We start from the raw sequence: 15,924 nt of genomic DNA, 5'->3' as shown, positions 1-15,924 counted from the left end.
CCGGCGCGAGACGTTTGTGACGTGTCGGCGGTACGGTCGGGCTCCCCGCCCGCCGCACCGTCCCCTTCCGGCCGTCCGTCAGGAGTTCGCCGATGACCACCGCAAGCGCCCGCAGCGACCGGCGGATCAGCCCGGTCTTCCTCGGGATCGCCGCCGTGACGGCGGTGTCGGGCTGGGCGGTGTGGACGGACACCGGGTATCCGTACGGGCTCGCGGTCTTCGTCTTCGTCACGGCGGCTTGGGTGGTCTCGCTCTGTCTGCACGAGTACGCGCACGCCCGCACCGCGCTGCACAGCGGGGACCTCTCGGTCGGTGCGAAGGGGTACCTCACCCTCAACCCGTTCGCCTACACGCACGCCCTGCTCAGCATCGTGCTGCCGGTGCTGTTCGTGATCATGGGCGGGATCGGGCTGCCCGGTGGCGCGGTCTTCATCGAGCGGGGCCGGATCCACGGGCGGTGGAAGCACAGCCTGATCTCGGCGGCGGGCCCGCTGACCAACGTGCTGTTCGCGCTGGTGTGCACGGCGCCGTTCTGGCTGCACGCGCTGGACGGTGTCCCGAGGGAGTTCCGGTACGCGCTGGCGTTCCTGGCCCTGCTCCAGGTCACCGCGGCGATCCTGAACTTCCTGCCGGTGCCGGGGCTGGACGGTTACGGAGTGATCGAGCCCTGGCTGTCGTACCGGATCCGGCGCAAGGTGGAGCCGTTCGCGCAGTTCGGGCTGATCGCGGTGTTCGCCGTGCTGTGGATCCCGGAGGTCAACCACGTCTTCTTCGACCTGGTCCACGGGGTGCTGGACGCGCTGGGCGTGAGCGGCCGGGGGACGGAGTGCGGCCGCGCCGCCTACCGGTTCTGGGAGAACTGGAACGAGGAGTATCCGGGCTGCGCCTCCGGCCCGTGACCGGCGGACCGGCGGACCGGCGGACCGGCCCCGGGGGCGGCCGGATGACCGCCTGCGGCCTCAGCCCGCGGTCTGTGCGCGGTGCCGGCGCAGATAGAACCACGCCATGTTGGACGAGAGCCCGGCCAGCAGCACCCAGACGATCCCGAGCAGGCTGCCCTGGACGAACGAGATCACGGCCGCGACGACGGCCAGGACACAGACGGTGATGGCGTAGAGAGCGAGTCGGGGCATGGGGGCGGCTCCTGTCGGGGGTGGTGCACGGTCCCGTCCAGTGTCCCCCATGCCCCTTTTCGCTCACCGCAGGGTGGGCCCGGGAGCGGCTCGGGAGCGGCTCGGGCCCGGACGGCCGGTGACGGGTGCGGCTCAGACGTCGGTCGTGCGGAGTCCCGCGTGCGCCTTGTAGCGGCGGTTGACCGAGATCAGGTTGGCGACCAGCGACTCGACCTGGTGCGCGTTGCGCAGCCGGCCGGCGAAGATGCCGCGCATGCCGGGGATCCGGCCCGCCAGTGCCTGTACGAGGTCGGTGTCGGCGCGGGCCTCGCCCAGCACCAGCACATCGGTGTCGATCTCCTCGATGGACTCGTCCTGCAGCAGCACCGCCGAGAGGTGGTGGAAGGCGGCGGTGACCCGGGAATCCGGCAGCAGGGCGGCGGCCTGCTCGGCGGCGCTGCCCTCCTCGGGCTTCAGCGCGTAGGCGCCCTTCTTGTCGAAGCCGAGCGGGTTGACGCAGTCGATGACGAGCTTGCCCACGAGTTCGTCCCGCAGCGACTCCAGGGTCTTGGCGTGCCCGTCCCACGGCACGGCGACGATCACGACGTCGCTGCGGCGCGCGCACTCCGCGTTGTCCGCGCCCTCGACGCCGTGGCCCAGCTCCTCGGCGGCGCTCTGCGCACGGTCGGCGGCCCGGGAGCCGATGATCACCCGCTGCCCGGCGCGGGCGAACCGGTAGGCGAGGCCGCGCCCCTGGGGTCCGGTGCCGCCGAGCACGCCGACGGTCAGCCCGGAGACGTCGGGAAGGTCCCAGGGGTCCTTGGCGGGGGGCTTGGCCGCGCTGTCACTGCCATTCGTAGTCATGGCTCCGACATTACTGCCCGCCACGGAACGGGACCCGGTGTCATCCCCTGTTCCCGTACTCGTCCCCGCAGCCGCCTCCGTACTCGCTCCCGTCCCTCGTTCCCGTCCCGTGCTCCCGTTCGGCTGGTTCGGGGCCGTTCCCCGGCGCCGGGCGGGCTCCCTCGGGCAGGATGCCGGGCCATGGATGCCGTACGCGTCGCCCTGCTCCGTGAAGTGCTCGCCGGGACCGAGTGGCCCGCCGCGACCCGGCGGTTCGCCGGAGCCCTGCGGTCGTCCGTCGTGCCGCACGGCGGCGGCCTGCTGCTGGTGGGGACGGCGGCGTACGAGCCGTGGCATCTGGCGGCCCACCTGGTCGACGAGTCCGCCTGGTCCGGGCTGCCGGAGCTGGCCCCCACCCTGGTGCGCCACCGGGTGGAGCCGGGCGGCCCCGCGCATCTGGCCGTGGGCCTCGGCCGGATCGAGGCGGCGGGGCGGGGCGAGACGCTGCTCCTGGTGGCCCCGGAACGGCCCGGCGCGGGGCTGCTGGAGCGGGTGCACGACGCTCGGCGCGCCGGGGCCACGGTGCTCTCGCTGAGCGACGGCGATCCGGAGGTGCGCGGGCTCGCCCACGAGACGCTCGCGGTGACCGGCGCCGACGACGTGGACCTGGACACCGTGCAGCATCTGGTGAGCGCGGCGGCCGGGGAGAACAGCGCCCCGGCCCCGCGTGGCCGCCGCGGCTTCCGGGACCGGCTGTCCCGGCTCGCCGACCAGCTGACGGCGCCGCCCCCGGCCCGGTGGTGACGGGCCGGAGGTGACGCCCGGTGCCGGCCGCCCGGAAAATCCCGTTGCGGCACTGCTCGCGGCGCCGGAGCATGGCCTCCTGTGACCTCTGCTCCGTCCCCGGCCGCCCGGCTGGCCGCCCTGCTGCCCGACCTCACCCCGCTTCGCGCCTCCGCCGACTTCCGGCTGCTGTGGTTCCAGGGGCTGGTGACGTACTTCGGCAGCTTCATGGCGATGATCGCGCTGCCGCTCCAGATCAAGGAGCTGACGGGTTCGCCGCTGGCCGTCGGGGTGATGGGCGCGGTGGAGCTGGTGCCGCTGGTCGTCTTCGGCCTGTACGGCGGGGCGCTCGCGGACGCCGCGGACCGCCGCAAGGTGATCCTGGCCACCGAGGCCGGGCTGGGGCTGCTCGCCCTCGTGCTCCTGGTGAACGCGGCGCTGCCCGGCCCGATGCTCTGGCCGCTCTACCTGGTCGCGGCCGGGGTCTCCGCGCTCGCCGGGCTCCAGCGGCCCGCGCTGGACTCCCTGATGGCCCGGATCGTGCCGCACGAGCAGCAGACCGCGGCCGCCGCGCTGAACTCGCTGCGCTGGCAGTTCGGCGCGATCACCGGTCCGGCGGTGGCGGGACTCGTGGTGGCCTACGCCGGGCACGCCACGGCGTACGCGGTCACGGTGGCCACGTTCGCCGTCTCCGTGCTCCTGTGTCTGCGCCTCGCGCCCGCGCCGCCCGCCCGGGACGGCAGGAAGCCCTCGCTGCGCGGCATCGCCGAGGGGGCCGGGTACGCCTGGAGCCGGCCGGTGCTGCTGGGAACGTACGCGGTCGACCTGGCGGCGATGTTCTTCGCCTACCCGAACACGATCTTCCCGTTTCTCGCGGACGAACTGGACGCCGACTGGTCGCTGGGCCTGATGTACGCGGCCGGGTCGGTCGGATCGCTGGTGCTGGGGCTGACCAGCGGGTGGACGTCACGGGTGCGGCGCCATGGGCTGTTCGTGGTGTGCGGGGCCGCGGTCTGGGGGCTGGCGATCGCGGCGGCCGGCTGGTTCGGCAACGTGTGGCTGGTGCTGGTCTGCCTGGCGGTGGCGGGCGCGGGCGACATGCTCAGCGGCCTGGGCCGCTCCACGATCTGGAACCAGACGATCCCGGAGGAGTTGCGGGGCCGCCTGGCGGGCATCGAGGTGCTCTCGTACAGCGTCGGCCCGCAGCTGGGTCAGGTGCGGGCCGGTGCGATGGCGGGCTGGACGGGGACCCGGTCGGCGATCTGGAGCGGTGGTGTGGCGTGCGTGGCCTCGGTCGCGCTGCTCACGGCGGCGCTGCCGAAGCTGCTCACCTACGACTCCGAGACGGACGAGGACGCGCTGCGCAGGCGAAAGACCAGGGAGGCCGGCGGGGGCGGCGGAGCAGGCGAATCCAGCTCCTCCGCGCCCTCGGCCGTCTGAGGAACGCCGGGAACGGGCCCCGGGGACGGGGCCCCGGCGCCCCCGGTCATGCCTGCTGGTCGGGCGGGGTGGTGCCCCCGTCGTGCCACTTGGGGTCGTTCTCCCACTCCAGGTTCCGCTCCCGCGCGGTGTCCATCGCGTGCTGCGCCTCCTCACGGGAGGTGTACGGCCCGAACCGGTCCTTGGCCGGGCACTCGGGGCCCTCCTCGACCTTGTGGTGTTCCAGGCAGTAGTACCACTCGCCCGGCTTGCCGACCGTGCGCTTCTTGAACAGGGCCATCATCGGCTCCTTCCCTCGGGGCCATGCTGCCCCAAGCGCGCTGGTTAGACTCGCTGACATGTCTGGCCAGTCGCTGCTCGTACCCGGGGAGATCACTCCCATCCGCTCCGTGCCCGGAAAGATCCGGCGCCCCGAATACGTGGGCAAGCCGGCCCCCACCCCGTACACCGGTCCGGAGATCCAGGACACCGACACCATCGAGCGCATGCGCATCGCCGGCCGGATCGCCGCGCAGGCGATGGCCGAGGCCGCGAAGCACATCGCCCCGGGTGTCACGACGGACGAACTCGACCGGGTCGCCCATGAGTTCATGTGCGACCACGGCGCCTACCCGTCGACGCTCGGCTACCGCGGCTTCCCCAAGTCGCTCTGCACCTCGCTCAACGAGGTGATCTGCCACGGCATCCCGGACTCCACGGTGCTGCGCGACGGCGACATCGTGAACCTCGACGTCACGGCGTACATCAACGGTGTGCACGGCGACAACAACGCCACGTACCTCTGCGGCGACGTGGACGAGGAGTCCCGGCTGCTCGTGGAGCGCACCGAGGAGTCGCTGAACCGGGCCATCAAGGCGGTGCGGCCGGGCCGCCAGATCAATGTGATCGGGCGGGTCATCGAGTCCTACGCCAAGCGCTTCGGCTACGGCGTGGTGCGGGACTTCACCGGGCACGGGATCAACTCCTCGTTCCACTCCGGCCTGATCATTCCGCACTACGACAGCCCGCACGCGACCACCGTGATGCAGCCCGGGATGACGTTCACCATCGAGCCGATGCTGACGCTGGGCAGCCACGACTACGACATGTGGGACGACGGCTGGACCGTGGTGACGAAGGACCGCAAGCGCACCGCCCAGTTCGAGCACACGCTGGTGGTGACGGAGACGGGCGCCGAGATCCTGACGCTCCCGTAACCGTCCGGACCGTTCCGCCACGAAAGCGGCCGCCCTCCCGGGCGGCCGCTTTCGCGTATCCCGCACGCGGAACCAGGCGTATCGTTTTTACCGACAGGCCGTCGGGAAGTTGTTGACTTAGGTAAGCCTAAGTAGGAAGATCGGTGCTGTCGACAGCACCGCGACAGCACGTGGTGGCTGCCGATTTTTCCGCTTCTTTCCGGACTTACCGTCCCCTCTCGGTCCCAGGAGGCCCGCCTTGGACGCCACCGCCACCACGCCCTTCTCGACGCTCATCCGTACCGCGTCGCACGAGCAGCACACCGAGGCGGAGACCTCGACCTTCATGAGCGACCTGCTCGGCGGGCGCCTCGGAGTGGAGGCGTACACGCGGTACACGGAGCAGCTGTGGTTCGTGTACCGGGCCCTGGAGGAAGGTGTGCAGGCGCTGCAGGGCGACCCGGTCGCCGGTCCCTTCATCCGGCCCGAACTCATGCGCACCGCCGAGCTGGAGCGCGACCTGGCCCACCTGCGGGGCGCGGACTGGCGCGAGGGCCTGGAGCCGCTGCCGGCCACGGCCGTGTACGCCGCCCGGGTCGCCGAGTGCGCCCGCGACTGGCCGGCCGGATACGTCGCGCACCACTACACCCGCTACCTCGGCGACCTCTCCGGCGGCCAGATCATCCGGGACAAGGCGGAGCGGACCTGGGGCTTCGAGCGCAAGGGCGACGGGGTCCGGTTCTACGTCTTCGAGGGGATATCCAACCCCGCCTCGTTCAAGCGGGGTTATCGCGAGCTGCTGGACGCGGTGGACGCGGACGACCTGGAGAAGCAGCGCGTCGTCGACGAGTGCAAGCGCGCGTTCGCGCTGAACACGGCGGTGTTCCGGGAGCTGGGCGAGGTGTTCCCGCTCAGCGCGTAGGGCCTGTCCGGTAGTTCGGGGCCGGACAGGCCCTGGCGCCCCGGGCCCGGTTCAGCGCCGGGCCCGTACGGTGGCCAGTGCCACCCGGCCGCCGACCTCCACCGTGCCGTCGGGCGCGGGGGCGGTGAGGATCTGGGAGCCGCGGCCCTGCCTGATGTTGAGGGCGCGTCCCAGCTCCGCGGTGAGCAGCAGCGCCGCCGCTCCGGTGGCCTCGTCCTCCACGATGTTGTCGTCGCGCCGGGGGAACGCCCGCGCCCTGACCCGGCCGGCCGCCTCGTCCTCCCAGGCCCAGACGTACAGCCAGCCCTCCCCCGGCGGCGGCCCGGTGAGCGCCTCGACCTCGGCGACGGACCCGTACCGCTCCAGCGTGCGCGGGGGCGCCCACTCGGGGCGGGCGGTGATCCAGGTGAACTCGCCGTCCTGGCGGGCGAAGATCTCCCCGACCGGAAGCTCCAGGATCTCCAGGTCGAGCAGCCAGGCCGTGCCGACGAGCGGATGCCCGGCGAACGGGAGGCGGAGCCCCGGGGTGTAGATGTCGACCCGTCCGCGCTCGGGGTCGTCGACGAAGACCGTCTCGCTGAAGCCGAGCCGGCCGGCCAGCGCCTGCCGGGACGCCTCGTCCGGGTAGGTACGGCCGTCGCGCACCACGCCGAGGGCGTTGCCGTGCCGCCCGTCCGGGCCGCAGAACACGCGCAGTACGTCGATGCCCTCGGGTACGTCGAAGTCGATGTCGCTCATGCGGGCATTCAAGCACCGCCCGGGTGGTGGCCGTTCGGCCGGTCCACCCGGGCGGTGCCGTCATGGGACCCGGACGGGTCAGACGGTACGGCGACGGCGGGCCGCGATCACGGCTCCGGCGCCGGCCGCCACGACCACGCCCGAGGCGGCGAACAGGGCACCCGCCGGGACGCCGGAGCCGGTGACGGCGAGGGAACCCGCTCCACCGGCCGAGCCGCCGCCGACGCTGCCGCCGCCCACGGTCGCGGAGCCGCCCGTCGATCCGGTGCCGCCGGCCGATCCGGTGCCGCCCGTGGAGCCGGTGCCGCCCGTGGAGCCGGAGCCGCCTGCGGAGCCCGGGAGTTCGGCGTCCTTGTCGAGGGCGACCGCGACGGTCAGCGCGTCGAGCTTCTCGCCGGCCTGGTACATGCCGCCGAATGCCTTGGTGCCGTCGGCGGTGAGGGTCGCCGGGACGGCGGAGAGGTTCACCACACCGTTCTTGACGGCGAGTTGCCCCTTCGGCAGCTTCAGGTCGGCGACGGCCAGACCGGTGTAGGTGGAGACCTTCCTGGTCGTGCGGTCCTTGCTGGAGACGTCCGCGACCAGGGTGCCCTTCGTGCCGTTGACCTGGATCTCCATGCCGGTCAGGGAGAGGTCGAGGGTGTACGCGCCGTCCTCCTCGTGGCCCAGGAAGCGGACCTTGCCGTGGAATTCGGCGTTCAGGGTCTGCTTCGCGGCGTCGAAGTGTCCGGTCGCGTCGGGGAACCGGTAGCCGTCGCCGGACGCGGTGGCGCCGGCCGTCGTCTCGACCCTGCCGCCCGCGATCGGACCCGTGACGTAAGAACGGAAGGACTCCTTGACCCCCCAGTCCAGGGTGCCGTCGACGATCTCGCCCGGGGTGGCGGCCGGCTTGTCGGTGGCCGTGACCGAGGGGGACGGGGACGCGGACCCGGTGGGCTCGGTGCCCGGTCCGGTGGACGGGGTGCCGGTGGGCTCCGTGGAGGGCCTGCCGGTCGGCTCGGTGCCGGGCTCCTCGGTGGGGTCGGTGGACGGGGGCGTGACCGCCTTCACCGAGAGGGTGGCCGGGTCGAGCGCGTCGCCCTCCTTGTACTGGCCGTCGAACGCCTCGGAGCCCGCCTTCGTCAGCGTCGCCGGGATGTCCTTGAAGACCATCGCGCCGCCCTCGCCCCTGCCCGGCTTCACCGCCGAGAGGTCGAGGGCCGCGAACTCCACGTCGTCGCTGGTCCCCTTCGGGGTGGTGACGTCGACGGTGATCGACCCACCGGTGCCGGTCGTGGCGAGTCTCACGTCGGAGAGCGTGATGTCGAGGACTCCCCCGTGGGCGTAGAAGTTGACGCCGCCCCCGAAGGCGGTGTCGGTGCCGTGCGTGGCCGTGTCGTAGGCGCCCTTGCCGCCGGAGAAGGTGAACACCCCGTTGTCGGGCGCCTGGACGGCACCGTCCCGGACGGTGATCTTCCCGCCGGAGAACGACGAGGCGAGGTACTTGCGGAAGGACTCCTTGACGCCCCAGTCCAGCGTGCCGTCCGTCAGCTCCAGTTTCGGTGCGGCGGCGGTCCCGCCGCCGGTCGCGGCGCCGTCGGCGGCGAGCGCCGGAAGGGCGAACACGGTGGCGCCGAGGGCGGCCGCCGTGGCGACTGCGGCGGTGAGGGCTATGGGGCGGCGGTGGGTTGCTGCCATGGTCGTCGGTCTCCTCAGGAACACGGGAACAGGGGGTGGTGGGACGGGGAAGGTCAGTTGTCGTTCTGCCGGGCGGTACGGCGGCGGGCCAGGTACAGCGCGCCCGCCGCGGCGGCGAGGACGCCCGCGCCGCCGAGGACCGGGTACAGGACGGTGCCGTCACCGGTGCGGGACGCCGCTGCCGCGGCGGGCTTCGCCGTGGCCGGGGCGGACGGCTCGGCCGAGGGGGCGGGGTCGCTGCCCAGGTCGGGCAGGGCGGGCAGCTCGGCCCCGGATTCGACGGCGACGGCCAGGGAGACCGGGTCCATGGCGGTGCCCGCCCGGTAGAGCGAGCCGAACGCCTCGGCGCCGTCGGTGGTGAGGGTGGCGGGGGCTTCGGTGAGGCGGGCCAGACCGTCCTTCGGCGCGAAGTCCTTCGCGGTGAAGGTGACGAGCGGTACGGCCTCGTCCCGGTCGCCGTCGCGGTGGACGTCGGCCAGGAGCGTGCCCCGGCCCGCCTTCACCCGGACCTTGACGGCCGAGAGTTCCAGGTCGAGCCCGTCGGCCCCGGTGAAGTGGACGCTGCCCGCGAATCCGGCGTCCAGGGTCTGCTTCTCCGGGTCGTACGTGCCCTTGCCGCGGGGGAAGCGGAAGAGCGCCCCGCCGTCCTGGGCTCCCTCGGCGAGGGTCCACTTCCCCTTGCCGATGGAGCCGGTGACGTACTCGCGGAAGGTCCGGCGTACGCCCCAGTCGACGGCGGCGTCCTCGAAGCGCCCGGCGGCCGGGGCGGTCTTCTTCGACTGCGGCTTCTTCCCGGGGGACTTGGTGGCGGCGGGCTTCCCGGCCGGGGCCGCGGTGTCCATGGAGAGGCTGACCGGGTCGAGCGGGGTGCCGGCGGTGTAGTACCCGGCGAACGCCTTCGCGCCCTGGGCGGTCAGGGTCGCCGGGACGTTGTTCAGGGCGACGGGGGTGGAGCCGCCCCGCATGTCGATCCCGGACAGGCCGAGCGTCGCGAGCGGCACCTGGGCCGCCGAGGTCACGCGCCCGCTCCCCCGGTCCTTGCTGACCATGTCGGCGTACAGGGTGCCGCTGCCGCCCGTGATGCGGACGGTGGGGCGGCTGATGGTGAGGTCGAGTTCATGGCTGCCGTCGGCCTTCCGGTGGCCGAGGAAGTGGACCCCACCCGCGAAGGCCGAGCGGAAGGCGCCGGTCGCCGGGTCGTAGGAACCGGTGGCGGAGTGGAAGCGGAACTGGCTGCCGCCGACCGTGGCGGCGCCGCCGGTCAGGCTCCAACTGCCGTTGGCGATCGGGCCGGTGACGTAGCTCTGGAAGGAGGACTTGATGCCCCAGTCCAGCCTGCCGCCCTGCACCGTGCGGTCCGCCGCCTGCGCGGCGGTGGCCGGGAGCAGGGCTCCCAGCACGGCCGCGAGAAGCGCGACGGCGAGTGCGCGGGCAGGTCTGGACGGCAGCATGGGACCCCTCCGAGGTCTGGAAAGTCAGGTAAGGCTAACCTAAGCCATACGGGTTTCGTGGCGGCTCCCGGCCCCTACATCCCTCGCATACCAGGACCAACTGCCCCGCGTGGGCGACAGGAACGACAGGACGGTGCCCCAGTGCGCTTCTCGCAGGACTTCGCCCCATCGGGCCCGGCCGACCGGCGGCCGGGGCGCGGGCTGGCCGGGACCCGTGGACCGCTCGGCGTCCTGACCGCCGCCCTCGCGCTGGCCCTCGTCCTGACGGGCTGCGGCGGCGGTACGGACGCGAAGGCTCCCGCCGCCGCTGCCGGGGCCACCGCCGACCGGATCGAGCCCCTCACCACCACACCTCGGCCTCGGCTGCCCGTCACGGTGAAGTCGGCGGACGGCGCCGAGGTCACCATCACCTCGACGGACCGGATCGTTCCGCTGACCGGCGGGCTGAGCGAGATCGTCTTCACGCTCGGCCTCGGCAAGCAGGTCGTGGCCCGCGACATCACCGCCACCTTCGAACAGGCCGCGGAACTCCCGGTGGTGACCCGGGCCCATGACGTCTCGGCGGAGAGCGTGCTGTCGCTGAAGCCGACCGTCGTGCTGGCCGAGACCACGACCGGCCCGGCGGAGGCCGTCGACCAGATCCGGGACGCCGGCGTTCCGCTCGTCGTGGTCGCACCCGCCAAGGAGCTCGCCGACGTCGGCCGCCGGATCGGCACCGTGGCGACGGCCCTGGGCGTGCCGGAGTCGGGCACCGAACTGCAGGCGCGCACCCGGTCGCGCATCGACGCGGTACGCGAGTCCGTGCCCGCCCCGGCGGACGGGGGCGAGAAGCCCCGGGTCGCCTTCCTCTATCTGCGCGGCTCGGCCTCCGTGTATCTGCTGGGCGGCCGGGAGTCCGGGGCGAGTTCGCTGCTGGAAGCGGCGGGCGCCGTCGACGCGGGCAAGGCGTCCGGGCTGAAGAAGGACTTCACCGCCATCACCAGCGAGGCCCTCGCCAAGGCCGCCCCGGACGCCATCCTGGTGATGTCCAAGGGGCTCGAATCGGTGGGCGGCGTCGACGGGCTCGTGAAGATCCCGGGCGTCGCCGAGACCCCGGCCGGGATGGACCGGCGGATCGTCTCCATCGACGACGGTGTGCTGCTGAACTACGGCCCGCGCACGGACCGGGTGCTGAGCGAACTGATCGCGCAGCTCTACCCGCAGGACGGGGCGGACAAGTGACCACCTCGCCCCCGGAACTCCCCCGGACCGACCCCACCTCCACCGCCACCGCCACCGGGAAGCCCCGGCGCTCCCCGTCCTTCGCGCTGACCGCCGGACTGCTCGCCGCCCTCCTGGTGTGTTGTCTGCTCTCCGCCGGGCTCGGCGCGTACAGCATCCCGCTCGGCGACGTCCTCGGCTCCGTCCAGCACCGGCTCGGCCTCGGCGGGGCGGCGCTGGACCGGGTCGGCGAGAGCGTGCTGTGGAACGTACGGCTGCCCAGGGTCGTCCTCGCCCTGCTGGTCGGGGCGTCGCTGGGCTGCGCGGGCGCCCTGATGCAGGGGGTGTTCGGCAATCCGCTCGCCGAGCCCGGGGTGATCGGGATCTCCTCCGGCGCCGCCGTCGGCGCGGTCGCCTCGATCGCGCTCGGGCTGAACTTCTTCGGCAACTGGACCGTCACCGTCTGCGCGTTCGCCGCCGGGCTCGCGACCGTGCTGCTGGTGTACGCGCTGTCCCGGTCGGGCGGCCGGACCGAGGTGGTGACGCTGATCCTCACCGGGATCGCGGTGAACGCCTTCGCGGGCGCGCTGATCGGGCTGTTCATCTTCTTCGCCGACAACGCGCAGGTCTCCCAGATCACCTTCTGGCAGCTGGGCTCGCTGGCCCAGGCGACCTGGCCCAAGGTGCTCGCCGTGCTGCCGTGCGCGGCGCTCGGGCTGCTCGTCGCACCGTTCCACGCCCGGAAACTGGACCTGCTCGCGCTCGGTGAGCGGCCCGCCCGCCACCTGGGCGTCGATGTCGAACGGCTGCGGATCGTGCTCGTGCTCGTGGTGGCGCTGCTGACCGCCGCCGCGGTGGCGGTCGCCGGGATCATCTCGTTCGTGGGGCTGCTGGTGCCGCATCTGCTGCGGATGGCGAACGGCCCCGGCCATCGCTTCCTGATCCCCGGCAGCGCGCTCGGCGGCGCCCTGGTCCTGGTGGTGGGCGATCTCGCGGCCCGGACCGTCGCCGACCCCGCCGAGCTGCCGCTCGGTGTGCTGACCGCGCTCTTCGGCAGCCCGTTCTTCTTCTGGCTGCTGCGCAGGACCCGTCGCAAGCAAGGTGGTTGGGCATGAGGAGTCCGAAGAATCCCTTCCGGGTACGCGCACGGCGCCTGCCGCCCGCCCCCCTCTCCCCCGGCTCCCCCGTCGCCGAGGCGCGCGGGCTGCGGGTGCGGCTGGGGCAGCGGCCGGTGCTCGACTCCATCGACCTGACCGCCCGCGCGGGCGAGGTGCTGGCGCTCGTGGGGCCCAACGGCGCGGGCAAGTCGACCCTACTGGCGGCGCTGGCCGCCGATCTGCCCGCCGAGCGGGGCGAGGTACGGATCGACGGACGCCCGGTCACCGGCTGGTCGCCCGCCGAACTGGCGCTGCGCCGGGCCGTGCTGCCCCAGTCCGCCGCGCTGTCGTTCCCGTTCCCGGTGGCGGACGTCGTACGGATGGGGCGGGCGCCGTGGGCCGGTACGGAGCGGGCGGACGAGGACGATCCCGCCGTCGCCTCGGCGATGGCGGCGACCGAGGTCACCGAGTTCGCCGAGCGCCCCTTCTCCGCCCTGTCCGGCGGCGAGCGGGCCCGGGTCGCGCTGGCCCGGGTGCTGGCGCAGCGCGCCCCGCTGCTGCTGCTCGACGAGCCGACGGCCGCGCTCGACCTGCGCCACCAGGAACTGGTGCTGCGGATCTGCCGGGAGCGGGCCGCCGCCGGGGACGCGGTCGTCGTGGTGCTGCACGATCTGGGGCTCGCGGCGGCGTACGCGGACCGGGCGGCCGTGCTGCACTCCGGGCGGATCGCGGTGCTGGGGCCGCCCGCCGGGGTGTTCACGGGCGAGCTGCTCGGCGAGGTCTACCGGCAGCCGGTCGAGGTGTTCCCGCATCCGCGGACCGGGGCGCCTCTCGTCGTACCGACAAGAGGCACTTGACCATTGCTTGACCCTTCCGTGGGATGCCCATGGGTGGTCCGTGACCAGCCCGTTCCCGGGCCCGCGTGATGAGAGCTGAATCACGGCACGGGTGGGTATCGCTCAGGTAAGCCTCGGTTAAGTTAGGTCCGCCTCACCTGACTTTGTCCGGATCTTCTCCCGCTTCTCCTTCGTCCTCATGTGGAGCTTGTATGCGAGCCGTTCGTTTCTCCGTCGTCACCGCTGCCGCCACCGTGGCCGCCCTGACCGCCGTCACGGGCTGCGCGCAGAAGAGCGACGGCAAGGGTGACGGCGCCGTCCAGGTCGTCGCCAAGGACGACTCCTGCGAGGTCTCGAAGAAGAAGCTCCCGGCCGGCCACATCGAACTGGCCGTGGAGAACAAGGGATCCAAGGTCACCGAGGTCTACGTCCTGTTCCCGGACGACCGCATCGTCGCCGAGCGCGAGAACATCGGCCCCGGCACCAAGGCGAACATCACGGCCGAGATCAAGGCCGGTTCGTACGAGATCGCCTGCAAGCCCGGCATGAAGGGCCACGGCATCCGGCAGAAGCTGGAGATCACCGGCGCCTCCGCGGCCAAGCGCAGCCCCGAGATGGACAAGGCCGTCGCGGAGTACCGCACCTACGTCCAGGCCCAGGCCGACGAGACGCTGCCGAAGGCCAAGAAGTTCACGGACGCCGTCGCCGCCGGTGACATCGAGGCCGCCAAGAAGGCCTACGCCGACTCCCGGCTCGGCTGGGAGCGCACCGAGCCGGTCGCCGAGTCCTTCGGCGACATCGACCCGAAGGTCGACATCCGCGAGGACGGCCTGGAGGACGGCCAGAAGTGGACCGGCTGGCACCGCCTGGAGAAGGCGCTGTGGCAGGACAAGAAGCTGGGCGCCGAGGAGAAGGCCCTCGCCCCCGTCCTCTACAAGGACCTGCTCGACTGGCAGAAGCGGGTCGGCACCGCCGACATCACCCCGACCTCGATGGCCAACGGCGCCAAGGAGCTCCTGGACGAGGTCGCCACCGGCAAGGTCACCGGTGAGGAGGAGCGCTACAGCCACACCGACCTGGTCGACTTCAAGGGCAATGTCGAGGGCGCCGAGAAGTCCTACGAGCTGCTGAAGCCGATCGCCTCGAAGAACGACGCCGCTCTGACCACCACCCTGGACAAGCGGTTCGCCGAGCTCAACACGCTGCTGGACAAGTACCGCGCGGACAAGGGCTCCTACGAGTTCACCTCGTACGAGAAGGTCTCCAAGGCGGACCGCAAGGAACTGTCGGACGCGGTCAACGCGCTGGCCGAGCCGCTGTCCCGGCTCGCCGCAGCGGTGACGAAGTAACGAGCGGAGGGCTCCCGGTCATGTCCGATCAGACACAGGTCACCGAAACCCCGAAGGACGCCTCCGGCCCCGCCCCGTCCCGCCGGGCACTGCTCGGCTGGGGCGGCGCGGGTCTCGCGCTCGGCGCCGTCGCCGCCGGTGGCGCGGTCGCCGCGGTGCGTCCGGGGAGCGACGCGGTGCCTGCCGCGGACAGCGGTGCGGCGGTGCCGTTCCACGGTGCGCACCAGGCCGGTGTCGCCACCGCCGTACAGGACCGGCTGCACTTCGCCGCGTTCGACGTGACGACGAAGGACCGGGCCGAACTCATCGCGCTGCTCAAGGAGTGGACGCGGGCCGCGGAGCGGATGACGGCCGGGCACGCGGTCGGCGACGGGGCGTACGGCGGTCTGCCCGAGGCCCCGCCGGACGACACGGGCGAGGCGCTGGGCCTCAAGCCGTCCCGGCTCACCCTCACCATCGGCTTCGGGCCCTCGCTCTTCGCCAAGGGCCGGTTCGGCCTGGAGGACAAGCGGCCCGAGGCACTCGTCGACCTGCCGAAGTTCCCCGGCGACAACCTCGACGCGGCGCGCAGCGGCGGCGACCTCTGCGTCCAGGCGTGCGCGGACGACCCGCAGGTCGCGGTGCACGCCATCCGCAACCTCGCCAGGATCGGCATGGGCCGCACCGCGATCCGCTGGTCCCAGCTGGGCTTCGGCAAGACGTCCTCGACGACGCCGGACGCCCAGACCCCGCGCAACATGTTCGGCTTCAAGGACGGCACCCGGAACATCTCCGGCACCGACACCGCCGCCCTGGACAAGCACGTGTGGGTCGGCGCGAAGGACGACGCGGGCTGGATGACCGGGGGTTCGTACCTGGTGGCCCGGCGCATCCGGATGCACATCGAGACCTGGGACCGCACCTCGCTCCAGGAGCAGGAGGACGTCTTCGGCCGCGACAAGGGCGAGGGAGCCGCGGTCGGCAAGTCCAAGGAGCACGACGAGCCGTTCCTGAAGGCGATGCTGCCGACCGCGCACGTACGCCTCGCCCACCCGGACAGCAACGACGGGGCGACGATCCTGCGCCGCGGCTACTCGTTCACCGACGGTACGGACGGCCTCGGCCGGCTCGACGCCGGGCTGTTCTTCATCGCCTACCAGCGCGACGTCCGCAAGGCATTCATTCCGTTGCAGCGGCGCCTCGCGGCGCACGACGCACTCAACGAGTACATCCAGCACGTGGGTTCGGCGCACTTCGCCGTCCCGCCGGGCGTCCGCGACAAGGACGACTGGTGGGGCCGGGCGCTGTTCTCGTAACGGGAC

At 72.6% G+C, this 15,924-nt stretch carries 16 protein-coding genes; 10 read left to right on the top strand and 6 right to left on the bottom strand.

Annotated elements, in window-relative coordinates:
* Positions 1 to 92: 92 nt before the first annotated feature.
* Positions 93 to 899, top strand: a complete 807-nt coding sequence (locus tag ACFYY1_RS03600; RefSeq protein ID WP_388580260.1) for a site-2 protease family protein — start codon at positions 93 to 95, stop codon at positions 897 to 899.
* 60 nt (positions 900 to 959) lie between these two features.
* On the opposite strand, the gene ACFYY1_RS03595 is transcribed toward ACFYY1_RS03600, so the two are convergent.
* On the bottom strand, positions 960 to 1,133 hold the full coding sequence (locus ACFYY1_RS03595; RefSeq protein ID WP_266736997.1) for a hypothetical protein: 174 nt from the start codon (positions 1,131 to 1,133) through the stop codon (positions 960 to 962).
* Positions 1,134 to 1,265: 132 nt separating this feature from the next.
* Positions 1,266 to 1,976 carry an NADPH-dependent F420 reductase gene (gene npdG, locus ACFYY1_RS03590; protein ID WP_388580257.1) on the bottom strand — a complete coding sequence of 237 codons (711 nt, stop codon included), beginning with the start codon at positions 1,974 to 1,976 and terminating at the stop codon, positions 1,266 to 1,268.
* 180 nt (positions 1,977 to 2,156) lie between these two features.
* On the opposite strand from npdG, the gene ACFYY1_RS03585 reads away from it, so the two are divergent.
* Positions 2,157 to 2,759, top strand: coding sequence for a hypothetical protein (locus ACFYY1_RS03585; protein ID WP_388580254.1), 603 nt, complete (start codon positions 2,157 to 2,159; stop codon positions 2,757 to 2,759).
* An 81-nt stretch (positions 2,760 to 2,840) separates the two neighbouring features.
* Entirely contained in the window at positions 2,841 to 4,178 is a 1,338-nt protein-coding gene (locus ACFYY1_RS03580; protein ID WP_388580251.1) for an MFS transporter, read from the top strand.
* Positions 4,179 to 4,224: 46 nt separating this feature from the next.
* On the opposite strand, the gene ACFYY1_RS03575 is transcribed toward ACFYY1_RS03580, so the two are convergent.
* Positions 4,225 to 4,458: a hypothetical protein gene (locus tag ACFYY1_RS03575; RefSeq protein ID WP_266737376.1), complete on the bottom strand. Its 234-nt coding sequence runs from the start codon at positions 4,456 to 4,458 to the stop codon at positions 4,225 to 4,227.
* A 58-nt stretch (positions 4,459 to 4,516) separates the two neighbouring features.
* Here ACFYY1_RS03575 and map point away from each other — a divergent pair, with 58 nt between their 5' ends.
* Together map and ACFYY1_RS03565 are read left to right on the top strand one after the other, a co-directional pair.
* Entirely contained in the window at positions 4,517 to 5,374 is an 858-nt protein-coding gene (gene map, locus ACFYY1_RS03570; protein WP_388580247.1) for a type I methionyl aminopeptidase, read from the top strand.
* A gap of 238 nt (positions 5,375 to 5,612) precedes the next feature.
* Entirely contained in the window at positions 5,613 to 6,275 is a 663-nt protein-coding gene (locus ACFYY1_RS03565; RefSeq protein WP_388580244.1) for a heme oxygenase (biliverdin-producing), read from the top strand.
* A 51-nt stretch (positions 6,276 to 6,326) separates the two neighbouring features.
* Here ACFYY1_RS03565 and ACFYY1_RS03560 read toward each other — a convergent pair whose 3' ends face one another.
* From ACFYY1_RS03560 to ACFYY1_RS03550, 3 genes are all read right to left on the bottom strand, one after another.
* Positions 6,327 to 7,013: a PhzF family phenazine biosynthesis protein gene (locus tag ACFYY1_RS03560; RefSeq protein ID WP_388580241.1), complete on the bottom strand. Its 687-nt coding sequence runs from the start codon at positions 7,011 to 7,013 to the stop codon at positions 6,327 to 6,329.
* 78 nt (positions 7,014 to 7,091) lie between these two features.
* Positions 7,092 to 8,690, bottom strand: coding sequence for an HtaA domain-containing protein (locus ACFYY1_RS03555; RefSeq protein ID WP_388580238.1), 1,599 nt, complete (start codon positions 8,688 to 8,690; stop codon positions 7,092 to 7,094).
* A 53-nt stretch (positions 8,691 to 8,743) separates the two neighbouring features.
* The gene (locus ACFYY1_RS03550) at positions 8,744 to 10,141 is read right to left on the bottom strand and encodes an HtaA domain-containing protein (RefSeq protein ID WP_388580235.1); all 1,398 of its coding nucleotides are present in this window, start codon (positions 10,139 to 10,141) and stop codon (positions 8,744 to 8,746) included.
* A 141-nt stretch (positions 10,142 to 10,282) separates the two neighbouring features.
* Between ACFYY1_RS03550 and ACFYY1_RS03545 the strand changes: the two genes are divergently transcribed.
* From ACFYY1_RS03545 to efeB, 5 genes are all read left to right on the top strand, one after another.
* Positions 10,283 to 11,362, top strand: coding sequence for a hemin ABC transporter substrate-binding protein (locus tag ACFYY1_RS03545; RefSeq protein WP_388580232.1), 1,080 nt, complete (start codon positions 10,283 to 10,285; stop codon positions 11,360 to 11,362).
* Positions 11,359 to 12,456, top strand: coding sequence for a FecCD family ABC transporter permease (locus tag ACFYY1_RS03540; RefSeq protein ID WP_388580229.1), 1,098 nt, complete (start codon positions 11,359 to 11,361; stop codon positions 12,454 to 12,456). The genes ACFYY1_RS03545 and ACFYY1_RS03540 overlap by 4 nt, the downstream gene beginning before the upstream one ends.
* Positions 12,453 to 13,295 (top strand): heme ABC transporter ATP-binding protein, encoded by an 843-nt coding sequence (locus ACFYY1_RS03535; RefSeq protein ID WP_388580226.1) that lies wholly within the window; start codon positions 12,453 to 12,455, stop codon positions 13,293 to 13,295. Before ACFYY1_RS03540 ends, ACFYY1_RS03535 begins: the two co-directional genes overlap by 4 nt.
* Before the next feature lie 191 nt (positions 13,296 to 13,486).
* Positions 13,487 to 14,623, top strand: coding sequence for an iron uptake system protein EfeO (gene efeO / locus ACFYY1_RS03530; RefSeq protein ID WP_388580223.1), 1,137 nt, complete (start codon positions 13,487 to 13,489; stop codon positions 14,621 to 14,623).
* Positions 14,624 to 14,643: 20 nt separating this feature from the next.
* Entirely contained in the window at positions 14,644 to 15,918 is a 1,275-nt protein-coding gene (gene efeB / locus ACFYY1_RS03525; RefSeq protein ID WP_388580220.1) for an iron uptake transporter deferrochelatase/peroxidase subunit, read from the top strand.
* The last annotated feature ends 6 nt before the right edge of the window (positions 15,919 to 15,924 follow it).

This window comes from Streptomyces sp. NPDC001890, assembly GCF_042891445.1.
Lineage (GTDB): Bacteria > Actinomycetota > Actinomycetes > Streptomycetales > Streptomycetaceae > Streptomyces.
The sequence above is the reverse complement of the archived record's forward strand: the minus strand, read 5'-3'. Positions and strand labels throughout refer to the sequence as shown.

What these genes read in the sequence shown, in the direction of transcription:
- ACFYY1_RS03585 (WP_388580254.1), top strand. Translation starts at nt 2,157, where the DNA reads ATGGATGCCGTACGCGTCGCCCTGCTCCGTGAAGTGCTCGCCGGGACC.
- ACFYY1_RS03555 (WP_388580238.1), bottom strand. Translation starts at nt 8,690, where the DNA reads ATGGCAGCAACCCACCGCCGCCCCATAGCCCTCACCGCCGCAGTCGCC.
- map (WP_388580247.1), top strand. Translation starts at nt 4,517, where the DNA reads ATGTCTGGCCAGTCGCTGCTCGTACCCGGGGAGATCACTCCCATCCGC.
- ACFYY1_RS03560 (WP_388580241.1), bottom strand. Translation starts at nt 7,013, where the DNA reads ATGAGCGACATCGACTTCGACGTACCCGAGGGCATCGACGTACTGCGC.
- ACFYY1_RS03595 (WP_266736997.1), bottom strand. Translation starts at nt 1,133, where the DNA reads ATGCCCCGACTCGCTCTCTACGCCATCACCGTCTGTGTCCTGGCCGTC.
- efeO (WP_388580223.1), top strand. Translation starts at nt 13,487, where the DNA reads ATGCGAGCCGTTCGTTTCTCCGTCGTCACCGCTGCCGCCACCGTGGCC.
- ACFYY1_RS03535 (WP_388580226.1), top strand. Translation starts at nt 12,453, where the DNA reads ATGAGGAGTCCGAAGAATCCCTTCCGGGTACGCGCACGGCGCCTGCCG.
- ACFYY1_RS03575 (WP_266737376.1), bottom strand. Translation starts at nt 4,458, where the DNA reads ATGGCCCTGTTCAAGAAGCGCACGGTCGGCAAGCCGGGCGAGTGGTAC.
- ACFYY1_RS03600 (WP_388580260.1), top strand. Translation starts at nt 93, where the DNA reads ATGACCACCGCAAGCGCCCGCAGCGACCGGCGGATCAGCCCGGTCTTC.
- ACFYY1_RS03550 (WP_388580235.1), bottom strand. Translation starts at nt 10,141, where the DNA reads ATGCTGCCGTCCAGACCTGCCCGCGCACTCGCCGTCGCGCTTCTCGCG.
- efeB (WP_388580220.1), top strand. Translation starts at nt 14,644, where the DNA reads ATGTCCGATCAGACACAGGTCACCGAAACCCCGAAGGACGCCTCCGGC.
- npdG (WP_388580257.1), bottom strand. Translation starts at nt 1,976, where the DNA reads ATGACTACGAATGGCAGTGACAGCGCGGCCAAGCCCCCCGCCAAGGAC.